18 protein-coding genes are annotated in these 18,449 nt (G+C 68.7%); 5 read left to right on the forward strand and 13 right to left on the reverse strand.

The features are described 5' to 3' along the window. The first annotated feature begins 4 nt into the window (after nt 1–4). Nucleotides 5–949: a glutathione synthase gene (gene gshB, locus V5F84_RS20615; protein WP_394041854.1), complete on the forward strand. Its 945-nt coding sequence runs from the start codon at nt 5–7 to the stop codon at nt 947–949. A 35-nt stretch (nt 950–984) separates the two neighbouring features. After that, nucleotides 985–1,299: a polyhydroxyalkanoic acid system family protein gene (locus V5F84_RS20620; protein WP_394041853.1), complete on the forward strand. Its 315-nt coding sequence runs from the start codon at nt 985–987 to the stop codon at nt 1,297–1,299. A 3-nt stretch (nt 1,300–1,302) separates the two neighbouring features. On the opposite strand, the gene V5F84_RS20625 is transcribed toward V5F84_RS20620, so the two are convergent. After that, nucleotides 1,303–2,079: a class I SAM-dependent methyltransferase gene (locus V5F84_RS20625; RefSeq protein ID WP_394041852.1), complete on the reverse strand. Its 777-nt coding sequence runs from the start codon at nt 2,077–2,079 to the stop codon at nt 1,303–1,305. 332 nt (nt 2,080–2,411) lie between these two features. Continuing rightward, nucleotides 2,412–2,591, reverse strand: coding sequence for a hypothetical protein (locus V5F84_RS20630; RefSeq protein WP_394041850.1), 180 nt, complete (start codon nt 2,589–2,591; stop codon nt 2,412–2,414). A 170-nt stretch (nt 2,592–2,761) separates the two neighbouring features. Here V5F84_RS20630 and V5F84_RS20635 point away from each other — a divergent pair, with 170 nt between their 5' ends. Further along, complete coding sequence (locus V5F84_RS20635; RefSeq protein WP_394041849.1) at nt 2,762–4,294, forward strand: YifB family Mg chelatase-like AAA ATPase; 1,533 nt, start codon at nt 2,762–2,764, stop codon at nt 4,292–4,294. A gap of 132 nt (nt 4,295–4,426) precedes the next feature. Here V5F84_RS20635 and V5F84_RS20640 read toward each other — a convergent pair whose 3' ends face one another. Next, on the reverse strand, nt 4,427–5,035 hold the full coding sequence (locus tag V5F84_RS20640; RefSeq protein WP_394041848.1) for a hypothetical protein: 609 nt from the start codon (nt 5,033–5,035) through the stop codon (nt 4,427–4,429). Nucleotides 5,036–5,302: 267 nt separating this feature from the next. Here V5F84_RS20640 and olsB point away from each other — a divergent pair, with 267 nt between their 5' ends. Both olsB and arfB read left to right on the forward strand, forming a co-directional pair. Further along, nucleotides 5,303–6,370 carry a l-ornithine N(alpha)-acyltransferase gene (gene olsB, locus V5F84_RS20645; RefSeq protein WP_394041847.1) on the forward strand — a complete coding sequence of 356 codons (1,068 nt, stop codon included), beginning with the start codon at nt 5,303–5,305 and terminating at the stop codon, nt 6,368–6,370. Between the two features lie 172 nt (nt 6,371–6,542). After that, nucleotides 6,543–6,965, forward strand: coding sequence for an alternative ribosome rescue aminoacyl-tRNA hydrolase ArfB (arfB, locus tag V5F84_RS20650; protein ID WP_394041846.1), 423 nt, complete (start codon nt 6,543–6,545; stop codon nt 6,963–6,965). Nucleotides 6,966–6,993: 28 nt separating this feature from the next. Here the strand turns inward: arfB and recN are convergent, their stop codons facing one another. From recN to V5F84_RS20700, 10 genes are all read right to left on the reverse strand, one after another. Continuing rightward, nucleotides 6,994–8,679 carry a DNA repair protein RecN gene (recN, locus tag V5F84_RS20655; protein WP_394041845.1) on the reverse strand — a complete coding sequence of 562 codons (1,686 nt, stop codon included), beginning with the start codon at nt 8,677–8,679 and terminating at the stop codon, nt 6,994–6,996. A 5-nt stretch (nt 8,680–8,684) separates the two neighbouring features. Further along, the gene (locus tag V5F84_RS20660) at nt 8,685–9,533 is read right to left on the reverse strand and encodes an outer membrane protein assembly factor BamD (protein WP_394041844.1); all 849 of its coding nucleotides are present in this window, start codon (nt 9,531–9,533) and stop codon (nt 8,685–8,687) included. 362 nt (nt 9,534–9,895) lie between these two features. Next, a complete protein-coding gene (lpxC, locus tag V5F84_RS20665) occupies nt 9,896–10,837 on the reverse strand; it encodes a UDP-3-O-acyl-N-acetylglucosamine deacetylase (RefSeq protein WP_394041843.1) in 942 nt (313 codons plus the stop codon). Nucleotides 10,838–11,134: 297 nt separating this feature from the next. After that, complete coding sequence (gene ftsZ, locus V5F84_RS20670; protein ID WP_394041842.1) at nt 11,135–12,829, reverse strand: cell division protein FtsZ; 1,695 nt, start codon at nt 12,827–12,829, stop codon at nt 11,135–11,137. 87 nt (nt 12,830–12,916) lie between these two features. Further along, on the reverse strand, nt 12,917–14,206 hold the full coding sequence (gene ftsA, locus V5F84_RS20675) for a cell division protein FtsA (RefSeq protein ID WP_394042112.1): 1,290 nt from the start codon (nt 14,204–14,206) through the stop codon (nt 12,917–12,919). Between the two features lie 32 nt (nt 14,207–14,238). After that, nucleotides 14,239–15,117: a cell division protein FtsQ/DivIB gene (locus V5F84_RS20680; protein ID WP_394041841.1), complete on the reverse strand. Its 879-nt coding sequence runs from the start codon at nt 15,115–15,117 to the stop codon at nt 14,239–14,241. Between the two features lie 80 nt (nt 15,118–15,197). Continuing rightward, nucleotides 15,198–16,118, reverse strand: coding sequence for a D-alanine--D-alanine ligase (locus V5F84_RS20685; RefSeq protein WP_394041840.1), 921 nt, complete (start codon nt 16,116–16,118; stop codon nt 15,198–15,200). A 68-nt stretch (nt 16,119–16,186) separates the two neighbouring features. Then, nucleotides 16,187–17,122, reverse strand: coding sequence for a UDP-N-acetylmuramate dehydrogenase (gene murB, locus V5F84_RS20690; RefSeq protein WP_394041839.1), 936 nt, complete (start codon nt 17,120–17,122; stop codon nt 16,187–16,189). Nucleotides 17,123–17,173: 51 nt separating this feature from the next. Beyond that, nucleotides 17,174–17,473, reverse strand: a complete 300-nt coding sequence (locus tag V5F84_RS20695) for a hypothetical protein (protein WP_394041838.1) — start codon at nt 17,471–17,473, stop codon at nt 17,174–17,176. A gap of 49 nt (nt 17,474–17,522) precedes the next feature. After that, a complete protein-coding gene (locus V5F84_RS20700; protein WP_394041837.1) occupies nt 17,523–18,410 on the reverse strand; it encodes a cation diffusion facilitator family transporter in 888 nt (295 codons plus the stop codon). Nucleotides 18,411–18,449: the final 39 nt, after the last annotated feature.

The following is an 18,449-nucleotide window of genomic DNA, read 5'->3' on the forward strand; positions in this document are numbered from 1 at the left end:
TTCCATGGCCCTTCAGGTCGCGGTCCAGATGGACCATATCGCCCGCATCAATATTGCCGGCGATTCCACGTTCGCGCTGCTGCTCGAAGCCCAGAAGCGCGGCCACGCGCTGGTGCACTATACCCCCGACCAGCTCGCCATGCGCGACGGCAAGGTGTTCGCCACCGTCGAGCCGCTGACCGTCGCCGACGAGGCGGGCAAGCATTTCACCCTGGGCGAGAAGCGGCGCGTGGCGCTGAGCGATTACGACGTGGTGCTGCTGCGCCAGGACCCGCCGTTCGACATGGCCTATGTGACCACCACCCACATGCTGGAGCGCATCCACCCCAAGACCTTGGTGGTGAACGACCCCGCCCAGGTGCGCAACGCGCCGGAGAAAATCTTCGTCACCGATTTTCCCGAGCTGATGCCGCCCACCCTGATCACCCGCGACCTCGACGAGATCAAGGCCTTCCGGGCCGAGTTCGGCGACGTGGTGATGAAGCCGCTCTACGGCCATGGCGGCGGCGCCGTGTTCCGCCTCACCGCCGACGACCTGAATTTCGGTTCGCTCTATGATTTCTTCGCCGTCACCTTCCGCGAGCCCTGGGTGATCCAGCGTTTCCTGCCCGAGGTGAAGCACGGCGACAAGCGCATCATCCTGGTGGACGGGGAAGCCGCCGGCGCGGTCAATCGCGTGCCGAGCGAAGGGGATCTGCGCTCCAACATGGTGCGCGGCGGCGCCGCCAAGCCCACCGACCTCACCGACCGCGAGCAGGAAATCTGCAGGCGCATCGGCCCGGAGCTGCGCGCTCGCGGCCTGCTGTTCGTCGGCATCGACGTGATCGACGGCAATCTGACCGAGATCAACGTCACCTCCCCCACCGGGCTGCGCGCCATCAAGCGGCTCGGCGGCCCCGATATCGCCGCGCAGATCTGGGACAAGATCGAAGAAAAGCGGGGCGCCTGACCGCGTCCTGCCGTCCACTCAGCCGAGGTGCCGCCATGCCCCAGCCCTTGACCGTCTCCATCCCCCACAAGCTCGGCAAGGCGGAGGCGACGCGTCGCCTCCAGGGCGGGCTCACCAGCGTGCGGGCGAAGTTCGGCGACAAATTGCAGGTGATGGAAGAGACCTGGACCGATTCCCACCTGCAATTCCGCGTCGGCGTGCTCGGCCACACGGCCCACGGCACGCTGGACGTGGCGGACACCGCCGTGCATCTCTCCGTGGAGCTGCCCTGGCTGCTGCACCTGATGGCGGAAAAGGCCAAGGCGCTGATCCAGAAGCAGGGCAATTTGATGCTGGGGCAGAAGAAATAGGCCTCAGACCGGCGCGAACAGAAGCGTCGCGGTATCGAGGGTGAAGCTGCCGTCGTCCTCGATCTCGAAATGGGCGCGCACGTCGCGCGTGGCCAGTTCCTGAAGCGAGCGGATCGCCGCCACGTGCAGGTCGGGCGTGTTGATGCGGGCGATCCAGGAGGAAAACTCCAGCCGCAACCGCCCTTCGGTGATCGACTGGCACGCCAGCCCCGCCGCCTGCGCGCGCTCCACCCATTCGCTGACCGCGAAGTCGCGGGCGTGGGAGGGGTCGCGCAGAAGCTCGACGGCCTGGAGAAACGTGTCCAGCACATCGCTGGGCGGCGCGACCACATCCATGAAGATCGCCCGCCCGTTCGGCTTCAGCACCCGGCGCGCCTGCGCCAGCCCCGCGGACAGATCGCGCCAATGATGGGCGCTGAAGCGCGACACCACGAAATCGAAGCTGGCATCGGAAAACGGCAATTCCTCCGCCACGCCCCAGGCGGTCTCGATATTGCCGAGGCCGCGCCGCTGCGCCTCCCCCGCGACCGCCTCCAGCATGCGGTCCGACAGATCATAGGCGACCACCCGCGCCACGTGGGGCGCCACGGTGAAGCTCACGTGGCCGCCGCCGCAGCCGAGATCCAGCACCCGCGCAGCGCCACGGCCCGCCATCATCTGCGCCAGGGCATCGAGATCCGCGCCTTGGGCGTGGACCGCACTCGCGACATAAGCGGCGGCCTGGGGGCTGAACTGGGCGGAGACGAGGCGCTCGTGGTCGCCGTCTTTCAGATGGGTCATGGTGCAAGGCTTTGGTTGCGCAAGAAATCGCGGCAGGAACACGCAGTCGGGGAGCGCCGCAGGCGCCCTCACCGCACCATAGCAATGATGCAGACGAGGGCAAACGCAACCAGCAGGCCGCGGATGCAGACCGGGCCTGCGTCCCGCAGGGGGGCGTATGTGAACGGAAGGACGCGGCCATTTCCCAGGCTGCCCCACTCGGCCCAGCCGAGGTGGGGTGCGGGTTCGGCCTCCCGCGCGTCCTCGCGGCGGGAAGTCGGGGGCAAGGGTTGAATATGGGTCATCCATCCACCTCCTGGGGACCGCGCCGATGATCCGGACGGCCGCCCCCTTCAGCCCAGCAGGGCGTGGAACACGAAGGCCAGCACCAGCAGCGGCACGAGGACGGCCGCCTTCAGCGCCATGCGGGCCAGCGGACCGGGCCGGCCGGAGCCCCGGGTCTGCTGCGGCGGCAACGGCCGGGCGCGCGGAACGGGGGCGGCGGCGGGGGAGAAATAATGCGTTTGGGTCATGATCGGGTCCTCACGGCCGCCCTTATCCCGCCGCCGGCCGTAAGGGCGCCATCGGGAACCGGTGCGTCTTCCATAAAGCGCGCGTAAACGCCGGTGTTCCCAATCTGTTCTTGTGCCGCCGGCCGCCCTCCACTACCTTGGGTGGCACTCTCAAGCCGGGGGGCTGAAGCGTGATCCAGCGTGTGGCGACGGTGGCGTTCGAGGGCGTGGACGCCCGGCCGGTGGATGTGCAGGTGCATGTGGCGCCGGGCCTGCCGGCCTTCACCATCGTCGGCCTGCCCGACAAGGCCGTGACGGAAGCCAAGGAGCGGGTGCGCGCCGCCCTGATCGCCTCCGGGCTCGCCCTGCCGGCACGGCGCATCACCATCAATCTCGCCCCCGCCGACCTGCCGAAGGAAGGCTCCCATTATGATCTGCCCATCGCGCTCGGGCTGATGGCGGCGATCGGCGCCATCCCGGGCGACGCGCTCGCCGGCTTCACCGTGGTGGGCGAACTCGGGCTGGACGGGTCCATCGCCGCGGTGGCGGGCGTGCTGCCGGCGGCGATCGGCGCCAATGCGCGCGGACACGGGCTGATCTGTCCCGGCGCCTGCGGCGCGGAAGCCGCCTGGGCCAGCCCGGACATGGAGATTCTCGCGCCCATCTCGCTGATCCAGCTGGCGAACCATGTCACGGGCCGGCAGATCCTCGCCCGGCCCGACCCGCGCCTGCGCCCGCCCGGAGGCTCGAACCTCGACCTCAGGGACGTGAAGGGCCAGGAAACCGCCAAGCGCGCGCTCGAAGTCGCGGCCGCCGGCGGCCACAATCTGCTGTATGTCGGCCCGCCCGGCGCCGGCAAATCCATGCTGGCCCAGCGCCTGCCCTCCATCCTGCCGCCGCTCTCGCCGGCGGAGATGCTGGACGTCTCCATGGTTGCCTCGGTGGCGGGCGCGATCCAGGACGGCGCCCTGGTGGACCGCCGGCCGTTCCGCGCGCCGCACCATTCCGCCAGCATGGCGGCGATGGTGGGCGGCGGGGCGAAGGCGAAGCCGGGCGAGGTCTCGCTCGCCCATCACGGCGTGCTGTTCCTGGACGAATTGCCGGAATTCTCGCCCCAGGTGCTGGATTCCCTGCGCCAGCCCCTGGAGACCGGCGACGTGCTGATCGCCCGCGCCAATCATCGCGTGACCTATCCGGCGCGGTTCCAGCTGATCGCCGCCATGAACCCCTGCCGCTGCGGCCATGCGGGCGAACCGGGCTTCACCTGCAAGCGCGGGCCGCGCTGCAAGGAGGATTACCAGGCGCGCCTCTCCGGCCCGTTCCTCGACCGCATCGACCTGTATCTGGATGTGCCGGCCGTCACCGCCGCCGATCTGGTGCTGCCCGCCCCGGCCGAGGGCTCGCGGGAGGTGGCGGCCCGGGTCGCCGCCGCGCGCGCGCTCCAGGTCGAGCGCTATGCCGCGCTGGACCGGCCCGACGTCCGCACCAATGCCCAGGCCTCGGGCCCGCTGCTGGAGGTGGTCGCCGCGCCCGATGCGGGCGGGCTCGCTTTGCTGCGCGATGCCGCCGGCGCCATGAATCTGTCGGCGCGCGGCTACCACCGGGTGCTCAAGGTCGCCCGCACCCTGGCCGACCTCGACGGCGCGGAAACCCTCGGGCGCCGGCACCTCGCCGAGGCGCTGGCCTATCGCGCCCTCGCCGACCGGCAGCGCGCGGCGGCCTGAGCCCCCGGCGCCCGTGTTTCACTTGGCTTGGCTGCCCCTGCCAACGCGCGCAGCTGACAAATGCCGTGCGCAGCGGAACTCGCCCGCTGTTCACGGCGCGACCGCTGCGGGAACCGGCCGCTGCGGGCGAAGCTACATGGCGTTGATGGCGAGGCCTTCATAATAGGTGATCTGGCACAGATCGCCCAATTCCACCTTCTGGAGATCGGCCAGCACCTGCGGATTGGCCGCCCTCACCGTGCGCACGACGCCGTCCAGCCCCTCGAAGCTGATGGTGCCGTTGGTCTTGTCGATATTCACCAGGATGGAGGTGATGGTGACTTCCCGGAAGCCATAATCCTCCGGCCAGCCCGGCAGGCCGTCCTTCAGCACCAGTTCGGACACCGCGACGCCGGGCGTGCCCTGATGGGCCTTGCCGAGCGCGGTCACGAGGCCGGGCAATACGCGGATCAGCAGCTTCTGGCTGTTGGCGAGCCGCATGACATCGCCCAGCAGCGGCGGCGCGATCACCGCCCAGCGCTTGCCGTTCGGCGCCTCGAGTACCACGCGGCGGGTGGCCGGATCGGCGGAAACGAAGCGGGCCTGATAGCTCAGCACATTCATCGTGCCGACGCCCGGCACGTTGATGACCGTGACGGCGGCGGGGGTGGGGACCGCCTGGGCCTGGGCATGCCCCGAAAAGGCGATGCTGAGCGCCAGGGCGCAGCCGGCCGCACCCGACAGAAAACGAACCTTAGACATGGTGCCCCCGAATCCCGATTGCCCAACCGCCCCTGGCGCTAGCATGCGCTCCGGTGGCCCGCAATGCGCCGCCTCCGTCATATGACAGGACGGGGCTGTCACAATCAGCCATTGTCACATAGCCGTAGGAAAACTATGGTGAATGTGATGGTCACGCGGGATGAACGCGCACGAGGCGCGCGCCCGGTTTCGAGCTCGTCTGGGACGGCGCGCGGCATCCCATGAAACCGCCGTTGTCCAGCGGCGGCCCGAGGAGGGGGTCGTTGCATGAAACGCCAAGATCCGTCCGGTTCCGGTCTCGACCCGCAACCCTTCAGCTGGCCGGCTCTGGTGGGCCGCGGCATCGATGTCGCCAAGGAAGGCTTCGCCAAATTCCCCGGTGCCAAGTTCGGCGCGCCTTTGTTCGCGGCGCCTCTGCCGCGCGCGGACGGCAAGCCGGGGCTGAACGGCCCGCAGAAGCTGGTTTCCGATTTCCGCGCCTATTCCGGCATCCGCCACCGCGAGGCCGTGCCGTTCGGCGAACCGGTGGTGCTCGGCCGCCTCGGGCCGCTGGAAGTGCGGCTCGCCCGCACCGCGCGCGACGTGCGCCGCGCCCAGCGCCTGCGCTACAAGGTCTTCTACGAGGAAATGTCCGCCGTGCCCGACGCCGCCGCGCGGCTCGCCCGGCGCGACGTGGATGCGTTCGACGCCATCTGCGACCACATGCTGGTGCTGGATTACGAAGCCGGAAAGATGGTGCTGGGGCGCCGCAAGCCCAAGGTCGTGGGCACCTATCGCCTGCTGAAGCAGGAGGTGGCGGACCGTCATGGCGGCTTCTACACCCAGGGCGAGTTCGACGTGAACCGCATCATCGCCGCGCATCCCGGCCTCAAGTTCCTGGAGCTGGGTCGCTCCTGCGTGCTCAAGCCCTATCGCAACAAGCGCACGGTGGAGCTGCTGTGGCATGGGGTGTGGGCCTATATCCTGCGCAACAATATCGATGTGATGATCGGCTGCGCGAGCCTGGAGGGCACCGACCCCGAGGCCCTCGCGCTTCAGCTCTCGTTCCTGCATCACCATGCCCGCGCGCCGGAGGAATGGCGCGCCCGCGCGCTCGACAAGCGTTACGTGCCCATGGATCGCATCCCCAAGGATGAGATCAACATGAAGGCGGCGCTGCATGCCCTACCGCCTTTGGTGAAGGGCTATCTGCGCCTCGGCGGCTTCGTGGGCGACGGCGCGGTGGTGGACCACCAGTTCGGCACCACCGACGTGCTGGTGGTGCTGCCGCGCTCCATCATCAGCGCCCGCTATGTGGAGCATTTCGGCCCGACCGCGAACCGCCACGCCATCTGAGACCGCCCGCGCGGGGGCACCGCCCGCCGCCGCCTCGATATGCTGAGGCGGCCGGCGCGGCACGAACAAGACCCGCAAGCCTGTCGCAAGGCCCGGCTTTCTGCCATAGCTTGGGTCTGCCGGCCGGCTTCTCGGCCTCGGGCAGCTTTCCGCGCGTCCGGGCTTGCCGTCCATGATCGAGATCACCCCCCGCATCGCCATTTCCGAGGACGAGATCGAGCTCGCCTTCGTGCGCGCGTCGGGGCCCGGCGGGCAGAACGTCAACAAGGTGTCGAGCGCCGTGCAACTGCGCTTCAACGCCTTCGCCTCGCCCAACCTGCCCGACGGCGTGAAGCACCGCCTGATCCGCATCGCCGGTAAGCGCATGACGCAGGACGGCGTCGTCATCATCCAGGCGCAGCGCCACCGCACCCAGGAGCGCAACCGCGCCGATGCGCTGGAGCGGCTGGTGGAGATGATTCGCGAGGCGACCTATGTCGCTCCCATCCGCCGGCCCACGCGCCCCACCCTCGGCTCGAAGGAGCGGCGGCTGGAGGCGAAGGAGCGGCGCGGCGTGGTGAAGACCCTGCGCCAGAACAAGCCGCAGGCCGACTGACCGGACGCGAAGAAGGCGCGGCCGGCCCTCAAGCCGAGACGGTGGCGGCCTGGAGCAGTTGTTCCGCCGCCGCGCGGGCTTCCGGCGTGATGCTGGCGCCGGCCAGCATGCGGGCGATCTCTTCCTTGCGGCTCGGCGCATCGAGCGGCGCGACGCGGGTCGTGACGGGCGCGTCCTTGTCCTTCCCGGCGGACGCCTTGGAAATCAGCAGATGCTGGCCCGCGCGCGCCGCCACCTGGGGCGCATGGGTCACGCAGATCACCTGCACCTGCCCGGCAAGCCGCGAGAGACGGTGCCCGATGGCGTCCGCGACCGCGCCACCGACCCCGGTGTCGATCTCGTCGAAGATGAGAGTGGGGGCGGAGCCCCGATCCGCCAGCACCACCTTCAGCGCGAGCAGGAAGCGCGCCAGCTCGCCGCCGGACGCCACCTTCATCATGGGACCGGGCCGGGTCCCGGGATTGGTGCGCACCCAGAATTCCACCCGGTCATAGCCTTCCGCGCCGGGGGATTGGGGATCGCTGTCGATGCGGGCGGTGAAATGGGCGCGCTCCAGCTTGAGCGGCGGCAGCTCCGCGTCCACCGCCGCATCCAGCTTCGCGCCGGCGGTCTTGCGATCGGCGGACAGGGCGGCCGCCGCCGCGCGATAGGCCCCTTCCGCCTCCGCGACCTTGGCTTCCAGCGCCGCGAGCGTGGTGGCGCTGCGGTTCAAGGCATCGAGCTGGCCAGCGAATCGGGCCGCGACCTTGGGCAGGTCGTCGATGGTGCCACCGTATTTGCGGGCGGCGGCGCGCAAGGCGAACAAGCGTTCCTCCACGCGCTCCAGGTCGCGCGGGTCGAAGGCCGCGTCGCGGAGCGCGGTTTCCAGGTGCGAGCGCGCGCTCTCCAGCGCGTCGAGGGCAAGGTCGATGGCCTCCACCGCCGGGCGGACCAGGCCCTGCGATTCGCCGGCGCGGCGCTCCAGCCGGCGCACGGCGGCGGACAGCGAGGGCACGGGCGAGCCGCTGCCGCCCACCGCTTCCAGCGCCTCCGAGAGATCGCCGGCGATCTTCTCGGACCGCATCATGGTGGTGCGCCGCTCGGAGAGCAGGGTCTCCTCGCCCACCTCGGGGCCGAGCGCGGTGAGTTCGTCCACCGCGTGGCGGATGAAATCGGCTTCCTTCTGCGCCTCCTCCAGCCGGGCGCGCTCGGCGCCCGCGTCCGAAAGCGCGGCACGCCAGGCGCGCCACAGACGGCCGACCGCCTCGGTCCGGGCGGAAAGGCCGCCGAAGGCGTCCAGCAGCGTGCGGTGGGTGGTGGGGTCCACCAGCGCGCGATCGTCGTGCTGGCCGTGCAGTTCCACCAGCCGGGCGCCGAGCGTGCGCAAGGTCTGCACGCTCACCGGCTGTTCGTTGATGGTGGCGCGCGTGCGCCCGTCGGCCATCTGGATGCGGCGGACGATCACATCGCCCTCATCGGCGATGTCGGCGGCGGCAAGGACGGCGCGGGCGGGATGGGCCAGCGGAAGATCAAAGACGGCCGTGACCTGCCCCTTCGCCTCGCCGTGACGCACCAGGCTCCCGTCCCCCCGCCCGCCGAGCGCCAGGGACAGGGCGTCCAGCAGGATCGATTTTCCCGCGCCCGTCTCGCCCGTGAGGACGGTGAGGCCGTCCGCGAGAACGAGATCGAGCTTCTCGATCAGAACGATGTCCCGGATCGAGAGGGAGGAGAGCATGGATTCTAGCCGAGACCGAGCTTCTTGAAGGCCTGGCTGATCCAGGACCCCTTGTTCTCGACCGGCAGGTTGCCGCTCGATTGCACGAGCTTATAGGCGTCCTTGTACCACTGGCTATCGGGAAAATTATAGCCCAGCACGGCGGCGGCGGTCTGCGCTTCGGAGGTGATGCCGAGCGCCATATAGGCTTCGGTCAGCCGGAACAGGGCCTCTTCCACCTGGCGCGTGGTCTGGTATTGCGTGACCACGACCTTGAACCGGTTGATGGCGCCGGTGTAGTTGCGGTTTTCCAGATAATAGCGGCCGATCATCATTTCCTTGCCGGCCAGCTGGTCGCGCGCCACTTCCACCTTCTTCTTGGCGGAGGCGGCATATTCCGTGTTCGGATATTTGCGAATCACCTCGTCCAGGGCGTCCAGCGCCTGGCGGGTCGCCTTCTGGTCGCGCGTGATGTCCGGGATATTGTCGAAATAGGCCGAGGCGACGAGATAGCTCGCATAGGCGGCATCTTCCGAGCCGGGATGCAGCGCCATGTAGCGTTTGCCCGCGGCGATGGCCTCGTCATATTTGCCGGCCTCGTAATAGACATAGGTGTCCATCAGCAGCGCCTTGCGGGCCCATTCCGAATAGGGATGGGTGCGGTCGAGGTCCTCGAATCGCTTGGCGGCGGCGACCAGGTCGCCCTTGCGCATGAGGGTGAGGCCCTCGTTGTAGATCTTCTCGGCCGGCTCGTCGGGCGGAATCACATCGTCCTTGTTGCTGGCGCAGCCGGCAAGGCCGGTGGCGAGGCAGAGGACCGCAAGCAGGCTGGCCGCCCGGGTGCGCAGGACAGCGGCGTCAGTGAAAAGGCGCATCACGTGAAGGTTCCATCCCAAGCCGTCGGCTTCCGTGCGAACGCCGCAGACTACGCGGCTAAAGGCGCTTTCAGTCGGCAATGTGGCGGGCGCGGGCGAAGCGACGTCAAATGCGTTTCCGCCACCCGGTTCGCTAGGGTTTTTAAGGGCGGGGGCGCGCACGTCAAGCGGGCCGGACATCCCGCGCGCTTCAGCCGTGCCGGGGTGCAAAACGACAGGCCCCGTCCGGAGGACGCGGCGCCCGCGTATCGCGACGTCCGCGTGCCGCAAGGTCCGTGTCTCGCGTCGAGCACGGACTGGTCAAGGCACAGGATCGCGGCGTGCGGCGGCACCCCCGCGCATGAACGCTCCACCCCAGCGGGTCAGCGCTCCGGGGCGTAGGCGAGGACGGGGGCGCCGACGGCGAGTTCCGCGCCTTCGCGACGGCCGCGCACCGGGGCATCCACCACGGCGAAGGCCGAGCGATCCGCCAGCAGGGCATCCACCACGTTGAAATTCAGCTTGTGGCCGCCGCGGAAGGAGCGATAGCGGGCCATCAGGGGCAGGCCGGCGAGCGCCAGATCGCCCACCGCGTCCAGGGCCTTGTGGCGCACGAACTCGTCCGTGAAGCGCAGGCCCTCGGGGTTCAGGATGCCGGCATCGCCGAGGCAGACGGTGTTTTCCAGCGAGGCGCCGCGGGCATAGCCGGCGGAGCGCAGGCGCTCCACATCCTTCAGGAAGCCGAAGGTGCGGGCGTTCGCGAGTTCGCGGCGGAACACATTGGGGGTCAGGTTGCCGGCGAAGCGCTGGCGGCCGATGCCGCAATGATCGAACTCGATCTCCACTTCCAGGCGGAAGCCGGCGTCATAGGGCAGAAGCTCGCCGTAGGAGGCGCCGTTCTCGACGCGGATCGGCTTCAGCACTTTGAGATATTTGCGGCGCGCCGGCAGCACGGCGATGCCCACTTCGTCGATGGCGGCGACCACCGGGCCGGCGCTGCCGTCGAGGATCGGAACCTCGGGGCCGGTGACTTCCACCTGGGCATTGTCGACGCCGAGGCCGGACAGGGCGGAGAGGACGTGTTCCACCGTGGAAACGAGGGCGCCGCTCTTGTCGCCGAGCACGGTGGCGAGGTCGGTGGCCTGCACCGACTGGCGGGAGACCGCCATCTTGCGGGGGGATTGGTCGGCGAAGGTGCGGACGAAGACGATGCCGGTGTCGGCGGGTGCGGGCTTCAGCGTGAGAGAGGCTTCGATGCCCCCGTGAACGCCAACGCCCGAAAGAGCGATTTCGCCAGCGAGGGTCGTCTGCATCTCGGAAGCCATATGGACCCCGGAAACCGTCACGGCCCGAAGGCCGCCGCATTCCCGCCTCTAATGTTTCACCTCACCTGCCTAATTCTGCCGCCGGTCCGGAATTTGATGGATCGTGTGTGGATCCATTCCGCGCCAGCAGCGTTAGGCAAGGTTCGAGGGTCAACCTAGCGGGCGCATTGCGCTGCGCCAAATCACGCTTGCTTACCGCCTGTTACCAAAATGGTCACAAAAAACTTCTTGGTTATCAAATACTTACGCCAGAGAGGCTGTCTCTGGCGCAATTTCGTGTAACCGGGAGCCGGCGAATCAGTTCGCCTGGCGGCGCAGGAAGGCGGGAATCTCCAGCTGGTCTTCCTCATGGCCGTGCTGCGGCGCATGGCGGCTCGGAACCTCCGCCACCGGCCGCGCCGGGGGACGTTTGGCGAATTCCGACACCGGCTCGCCGGGACGGCCGGCGGGCTTCTGCTGCGGCGCGCGGGGGTCCGGAGCGCGCATGCTCGGCTGTTCGCGGCGCGCGGGCGCCTCGGGCTCATCCTCCCGGCGCCCCATGCCCACATGGGCGAGACGCTGGAGAAGGGTCATGCGCTTCTGCTCGGCGGCGGGCTCGCCGCGCTGGGCGCGGATCTGGTTCTGCGCGGGCATCGGCAGTTCATCCACGCGGGGCATGCGCGGCGCGCGGGGACGCTGGGCCTGCGGCGGGATGTAGGGCGCGAATTCCTCGTCCTCCACCGGCGCGGGCGCCGGCGCCGGCTCGGGCTCGGAATAGAAGGAGGGCTTCGGCGCGGCGGCGCGGATCGTCACCTCGTCGATGGCCACCGGACGCTGCGGCGCCGGCTGCTGCTGCGGCTGGGGCGCGGGCTGGGACGAGACGGCATTGTCGAGCGCCATCAGGTCTTCGGCGGAGATCGCCGCCACGGCGCTGCGGATCTGGGCCTCGCGGGCCTGCTCCACCGCCACCCGGCCGGCGTTGGACATCTTGCGGCCCTGGAGGTCCGGCGCTGCTTCGCCGCGATACTGGATCTGCTCGGGGATCACGGCGGGATCGATGCCGGTGGCCACCACCGACACGCGGATGATGCCGTCGAGCGACTGGTCGAACGTGGCGCCGAGGATGATGTTCGCGTCGGGGTCCACTTCCTCGCGGATGCGGGTCGCGGCTTCGTCCACCTCGAACAGCGTCATGTCGTTGCCGCCGGTGATGGAGATCAGCAGGCCGCCGGCGCCGCGCATGGAGGTCTCGTCCAGCAGCGGGTTGGCGATCGCGGCCTCGGCGGCCTGGATGGCGCGCTTGTCGCCCGAGGCTTCGCCGGTGCCCATCATCGCCTTGCCCATGTCGCGCATCACGGCGCGCACGTCGGCGAAGTCGAGGTTGATGAGGCCTTCCTTCACCATCAGGTCGGTGATGCAGGCGACGCCGGAATAGAGCACCTGGTCGGCCATCGCGAAGGCGTCGGCGAAGGTGGTCTTCTCGTTGGCGACCCGGAACAGGTTCTGGTTCGGGATGACGATCAGCGTGTCGACCGTCTTCTGCAATTCGTTGATGCCGTGCTCGGCGACGCGCATGCGGCGCTGGCCCTCGAAGTGGAAGGGCTTGGTGACCACGCCCACCGTGAGGATGCCGAGCTCGCGGGCGGCGCGGGCCACGACCGGAGCGGCGCCGGTGCCGGTGCCGCCGCCCATGCCGGCGGTGATGAACACCATGTGGGACCCGGACAGATGGTCGCGAATCTCGTCCAGGACTTCCTCGGCGGCGGCGCGGCCGACTTCCGGCTGCGAGCCTGCGCCGAGGCCCTCGGTGACGGCGACGCCCATCTGCACCAGGCGCTCGGCCTTCGAAAGCGACAGAGCCTGCGCGTCCGTATTGGCGACCACGAACTCAACGCCGGTGAGGCCGGCGGTGATCATGTTGTTGACGGCGTTGCCACCGGCGCCACCGCAGCCGAACACGGTGATTCGCGGCCGCAACTCCCGAATGTCAGGCATCTGAAGGTTGATCGTCATGTTCCCACTCCATCGCGCCCTGGGCGCCGGCACGCCGTCCGAATCCGTGGCTCCCCCCTTTGTTAAGGGGAATACCGTTAACCATCTCTAAAAGCCGTCCCTCAACCAGCGCCCGACGCGGCCAAAATATGTGCCGCCCTCCGCGCCGGCCGCCTGGCGGCGACGGGGTTCGAAATGTTCGAGCCCGGCCACCTGCGGATAGACCAGCAGGCCCGCCGCCACCGCGAAAGCGGCGCCGCGCGCGGCCTCCGGAAGGCGCGAAACCCCAAGCGGGCGGCCGATTCTCACCTGCGGGCCGATCACCCGCGCCATGAGATCGGGGAGGCCCTGCAATTGCGCCGCGCCGCCGGTGAGCACCAGCCGGCGACCCGCATCCCCGCCGTGCCCGGAGGCCTTGAGGCGATCGCGCAACAGTTCGACGATTTCTTCCGCGCGCGGCTTAACGATCGTCACCAGCCGCGACTTCGGCACCGAATGGGGATGGTCGCGCTCGTCGCCCGACAAGGCGGGAATCGACAGCATGTCGTGATCGTCGGACGACACCGCCACCACCGCGCCGTGCAGCGCCTTGAGGCGCTCCGCATCGGCGAGGCGCGCCGGCAGGCCGCGGGCGACATCGTTGGTGATGTGCTGGCCGCCCACCGCAATGCCGTCCACATAGATGCAGTGCCCGCCCGACACGATGGAGAAGGTGGTGGTGCCCGCCCCCATGTCGATCAACGTCACGCCGAGTTCCATCTCGTCGTCGGTGAGCGAGGAGAGCGCCGCCGCATAGGGCGCCGCCACCATGGCCTCGATGCCGAGATGGCAGCGCTCCACGCACAGCACCAGATTCTTCAGCGAGGTGAGGTCGCCCGTCACCACGTGCATGTCGACGCCCAGTTCGCGCCCGAGCATGCCGCACGGCTCGCCGATGCCGCGCCGGCCGTCCAGCGAATAGCCCACCGGCAAGGCGTGCATCACCGCCCGGCCGTCGCCCACGGCATAGGTCGAGGCGGCTTCCAGCACCCGGCGGATGTCGAATTCCTCCACCGCCGGCGCGGTGAGGCGCACCGCCGCCTCGTAATGCTGGGAGGACAAGCGCGCGCCGGAGACGCCGAGAATCACCGAGGCGATCTGCACGCCGGAGGCGCGCTCCGCCATGTCCACGGCCTGGCGAATCGCCAGTTCGGCCCGCGCCATGTCGACGATCGCGCCGCCCTTCACGCCGTGCGCCCGGGTGTGGCCGATGCCGAGCACGTCGATGGAATGGGTGCGCCGGCGCAGCACGTCGGAGGAGCCGCGCGGCTTGAGGCGCGCGATGGCGCAGACGATCTTGCTGGTGCCGATGTCGAGCACCGCGATGATGCCGCTCTTCTTGGGCGGCATGGGACGCATCTTCGGGGCAAAGCCTTGTGCGAGCCGATGTCTCACGCGGCGCCTCCTTTCTTGGCCTTCGCACGGGCCTTCAGCATCTGGGCGCGGGCATCGGCGGCAGCGTCGGACAGGCGCACCACCACCCGGTCGGGCAGGCGCAGGTCGACGATGGTGATGTCGCGGGTGAGGAGTTTCTTGTCGCGGTCGAGGTCGGCGAGCTGGAGCAGCGCGTCGTCCACCGGGCCTTCGGGCAGGCGCACGTCGATGCCGTTGCGCAGCTTCAGCGTCCAGCGGCGCTCGGCCACCAGGATGGCGGCGCGCACCTGGTCGCGCACGGCGGGCACGCGGGCGAGCGCGTCGACGATCTCGCCCACATGCTCCTGCGCCCCCTCGCCCACCACGATCGGCAGGTTCACGTAGCGCGGATCGTCGGAATAGGGGGCGATCGGGGTGCCGTCCTTGGCGATCACGTTGATCTGGCCGTTCATCTGCCAGAGCGCATAGGCCTCGCGCTCCACCACATGGATATCGACCCGGTCGGGATAGAGCTTGCGCACGCTGGCGCTGGCGATCCAGGGCATGGATTCGAGCCGCGCGCGGGTCTCGTCCGCGTTCACGAACAGGATCGAGGTGGTCGGCTTGATGCCAGCCGCCGCCAGGATTTCCGTGGGCGTCACGTGATTCTGGCCGGAGAGATTGACCTGGGCGATCTTGAAGCCGGCGATGTTGGCCGCGGCGTCCCCCATGTCGACGACGAATTCGTGGGCTTCCTCCACATGGCCGCCGAGCACCACGCCATAGGCGGTGAAGCCGCCGATCACCGCGAGGCTGAGCAAGGCGGCGCCGCGCCGGCCGAATCGCGAGGCGCCAAGGCGCACCGTCATGCGGCGCAGGAACAGGGCGATGCGGCTGGGCGGCGGGGGCTCGCGCATCGGCTGGGGCCGCGCCGGCTTGCGGCCGGCGGACGGAACAGGCGGGTTCGTGCCCGGGCGCGGCCCGTGCGGGCGCTCCCTTACCGATCCAGCGACGCGTCCTCCACCATCCATGTCACAAGCTCGCCGAACGATATGCCCGCGTGGGCTGCCAGTTCGGGCACCAGGGAGGTCTCTGTCATGCCGGGTTGCGTGTTGACTTCCAGACAGATCAGGCCGGCGCCTTCGCCGGCATTTTCGTCGTATCGGAAGTCAGCACGCGAGACGCCCCGGCACCCGAGTGCCTTGTGTGCCGCGAGTGTAAATATCCGCGCCTGTTGGTAAATTTCGGGTAAAATACGGGCCGGAAGAATGTGCTGCGAGCCGCCCGGTGCATATTTGGATTCGTAATCGTAAAAAGCCTGGGTGGACTCGATCTCGATCACGCCCGTGGCCTCGTCGCGGATCACCGCGCAGGTCAGCTCCAAACCGGGGATGAAGCGCTCCGCCAGCAGGTTTTCGCCATGGGGCCAGTCGGCCCGGGTCAGCTCCTGGGGGGGATGCGTCTGGTCCTCGCGCACGATGAACACGCCGACGCTCGATCCCTCGGCCACCGGCTTCAGCACATAAGGCGGCTCCATGACATGGGCGCGCGCGGCTTCCGCCCGGCTGACCACGCGCCCGAACGGGACCGGCACGCCGGCCGCCGCCATCACGATCTTCGCCTGCGCCTTGTCCATGGCCAGCGCCGAGGCGAGCACGCCGGAATGGGAATAGGGAATGCGCAGGATTTCCAGAATCCCCTGCATGGTGCCGTCCTCGCCGGGGCAGCCATGCAGCACGTTCAGGGCGACATCGGGCTTGAGGCGGGCCAGCACCTCGGCCACGTCGCGCTTCACGTCCACCCGCGTGACCCGGTAGCCGGCGGCCTCCAGCACCAGGGCGCAGGCTTCGCCCGACCGCAAGGAGACCTCCCGCTCGGCCGACCACCCGCCCATCAGCACTGCGACGTGTTTGCTCATCTTGCCTGTCCCTCGGCCATGCCCGGCGACGGGCCTGTCATCTAAAGCTGCACAGCGTTTGCAATTTGCTAAAGCGGCGCGGGAATGCCGATGCGCTTGATCTCCCATTCCAGCGTCACGCCGGAGGTCTCCAGCACCCGCCGGCGCACCTCTTCCCCGAGCGCCTCGATCTCGGCCGCGGTGGCACCGCCGAGATTGATCAGGAAATTCGTATGCATCTGCGAAACCTGCGCCCGCCCCACCACCAGCCCCCGGCAGCCGGCGGCATCCACCAATTGCCAGGCCTTGGCGCCGGGCGGATTCTTGAAGGTGGACCCGCCGGTGCGGCTCTTGATGGGCTGGGTCGCCTCGCGCGAGGCGGTGATATGCTCCATCTCGGCGGCGATCTCGGCGGCGTCCCCGGGCGTGCCGGCGAATTCCGCGTGGGTGAAGATGAAATCCTCCGGCGCCCCGCTATGGCGATAGGTGAAGCCCATGTCCGCATTGGTGAGCACATGGACCGCGCCGGTCCGGTCCACCGCCCGGCAGGAGACGAGCGCATCCTTGGTCTCGCCGCCATAGGCGCCGCCGTTCATGCGCAGCACGCCGCCGACCGCGCCGGGAATGCCGCGCAGGAAGGCGAGACCCTTCAAGCCGGCGTCCGCCGCCGCGCGCGCCACCTTCACGTCCGGCACGCCGGCGCCGGCGAGAACCCGCGTTCCCTCCACGCTCAGCGCGCCGAACCCCTTGCCGAGCCGGATCACCACCCCCGGCACGCCGCCGTCGCGCACGATCAGGTTGGAGCCGAGGCCGATGACGGTGACCGCTATCTCCGCCGGCAAATGGGCCCGCGCATAGGCGAGGTCCGCCTCGTCCGCCGGGACGAACAGCACCTGCGCCGGCCCGCCGACGCGGAACCAGGTGAGGTCGGCGAGCGACGCATTGGCCGAGAGGCGGCCGCGCAGATCGGGCAGGCGCGCGGTCAGTTCGGGCACGAGATCGGGAAAGGGCGAGGTCGCGGACATGGGGAGCGTTTAGAACGGCGCGGCGCGAAAGCCAACCGGCGGCAAAAACAGTTAGCCTCCAGTATGGGTCGAAAACTCATCAACTGCAGCAGCGAGACGGCGCGCACGCTGAACGAGCATCGCCTGCGGGTGATTTTTTTCGCTAAACATCCGAATTATGATCTCAACATCCTCCCACTTCAGCTCGACCCTAAAACTGCCCGCCTTTTCACCTTCGCCAAAATCCATAAAATGATTATACACAACATCATCTTCATTTGATGGAACAGGGAGATAGCTGCTTGCACTATAATCGAGCGAAGAAGCCTCATGCCTCCAAATAATACTGTTAGTTATTCGATATAATTTCATGGCTGCCTCGAACTAATATGACTCCGAGAAGCCCATCATATTCGACAAGCTAAAGCACCACCACCCCGCGATGCTTCGCCTCGCCCTCGGGCTCCACATGGATGGTGACGATGGCGTGGTCCATGTCCTCGGCGAAGGCGCGCTCGATGCGGTCGCAGATCTCATGGGCGGCCGCGACCGTCATGTCGCCGGGCACGACCAGATGGAATTCCACAAAGGTGATGCGGCCGGCATGCCGGGTGCGCAGGTCGTGCGCCTCCAGGGCGCCGTCCGCATGGGTGGAGACCAGTTCGCGAATGGCGGCCACCACGTCCGGCGGCGGGGCGGCATCCATGAGGCCGCCGACCGATTCCTTCATCAGGCCCCAGCCGGTCCACAGGATGTTGAGCGCCACGATGCCCGCCAGCAGCGGGTCGAGCACCGGCCAGCCGGTGATCGGCACCAGCACGAACCCCGCCAGGACCCCGACCGAGGTGACGACATCGCTCATCAGGTGCTTGCCGTCCGCCACCAGCGCCGGCGAGCGCAGCGCCCGCCCGGAGCGCAGCAGCACCACGCACCAGATGGCGTTGAGGATGGTCGCCCCGCCGTTGAGCAGCATGCCGTTCAGGGGTTGCTCGGGAAAGCGCGGGTCGAGGAAGCCGAAATAGGCCTCGCGCAGGATCGAGCCCGCGGCCACCACGATCAGCACGCCTTCCAGCACGGCGGAGATATATTCCGCCTTGTGATGGCCGAAGGGGTGGTTGTCGTCGGCGGGGCGGGCGCTGATCTTGAGCGCCACCAAAGCGGCGAGCGCCGCCGCGACGTTGATGATGCTTTCCAGGGCATCGGACAACAAGGCGATGGAGCCGGTCACCCAATAGGCCGCGCTCTTCAGAGCCAGCACCACGATGCCGAGAAATACGCTGCCGACCGCGATCCAGAGCGTGCGGTTCATCTTCGTCTCCGGACGGGCGGTGGGGCGTGAACGCCGATT

This window comes from Roseixanthobacter liquoris, assembly GCF_043195135.2.
GTDB lineage: Bacteria > Pseudomonadota > Alphaproteobacteria > Rhizobiales > Xanthobacteraceae > NCEH01.

Excerpts from the sequence above, each read along its gene's own strand:
- V5F84_RS20680 (WP_394041841.1), bottom strand. The coding sequence starts at position 15,117 with ATGCGCGAGCCCCCGCCGCCCAGCCGCATCGCCCTGTTCCTGCGCCGC.
- murB (WP_394041839.1), bottom strand. The coding sequence starts at position 17,122 with ATGTCCGCGACCTCGCCCTTTCCCGATCTCGTGCCCGAACTGACCGCG.
- V5F84_RS20625 (WP_394041852.1), bottom strand. The coding sequence starts at position 2,079 with ATGACCCATCTGAAAGACGGCGACCACGAGCGCCTCGTCTCCGCCCAG.
- V5F84_RS20630 (WP_394041850.1), bottom strand. The coding sequence starts at position 2,591 with ATGACCCAAACGCATTATTTCTCCCCCGCCGCCGCCCCCGTTCCGCGC.
- arfB (WP_394041846.1), top strand. The coding sequence starts at position 6,543 with ATGATCGAGATCACCCCCCGCATCGCCATTTCCGAGGACGAGATCGAG.
- recN (WP_394041845.1), bottom strand. The coding sequence starts at position 8,679 with ATGCTCTCCTCCCTCTCGATCCGGGACATCGTTCTGATCGAGAAGCTC.
- ftsA (WP_394042112.1), bottom strand. The coding sequence starts at position 14,206 with ATGCGTCCCATGCCGCCCAAGAAGAGCGGCATCATCGCGGTGCTCGAC.
- V5F84_RS20695 (WP_394041838.1), bottom strand. The coding sequence starts at position 17,473 with ATGAAATTATATCGAATAACTAACAGTATTATTTGGAGGCATGAGGCT.
- lpxC (WP_394041843.1), bottom strand. The coding sequence starts at position 10,837 with ATGGCTTCCGAGATGCAGACGACCCTCGCTGGCGAAATCGCTCTTTCG.
- V5F84_RS20700 (WP_394041837.1), bottom strand. The coding sequence starts at position 18,410 with ATGAACCGCACGCTCTGGATCGCGGTCGGCAGCGTATTTCTCGGCATC.
- V5F84_RS20685 (WP_394041840.1), bottom strand. The coding sequence starts at position 16,118 with ATGAGCAAACACGTCGCAGTGCTGATGGGCGGGTGGTCGGCCGAGCGG.
- gshB (WP_394041854.1), top strand. The coding sequence starts at position 5 with ATGGCCCTTCAGGTCGCGGTCCAGATGGACCATATCGCCCGCATCAAT.
- olsB (WP_394041847.1), top strand. The coding sequence starts at position 5,303 with ATGAAACGCCAAGATCCGTCCGGTTCCGGTCTCGACCCGCAACCCTTC.
- V5F84_RS20660 (WP_394041844.1), bottom strand. The coding sequence starts at position 9,533 with ATGCGCCTTTTCACTGACGCCGCTGTCCTGCGCACCCGGGCGGCCAGC.
- V5F84_RS20620 (WP_394041853.1), top strand. The coding sequence starts at position 985 with ATGCCCCAGCCCTTGACCGTCTCCATCCCCCACAAGCTCGGCAAGGCG.
- V5F84_RS20640 (WP_394041848.1), bottom strand. The coding sequence starts at position 5,035 with ATGTCTAAGGTTCGTTTTCTGTCGGGTGCGGCCGGCTGCGCCCTGGCG.
- ftsZ (WP_394041842.1), bottom strand. The coding sequence starts at position 12,829 with ATGACGATCAACCTTCAGATGCCTGACATTCGGGAGTTGCGGCCGCGA.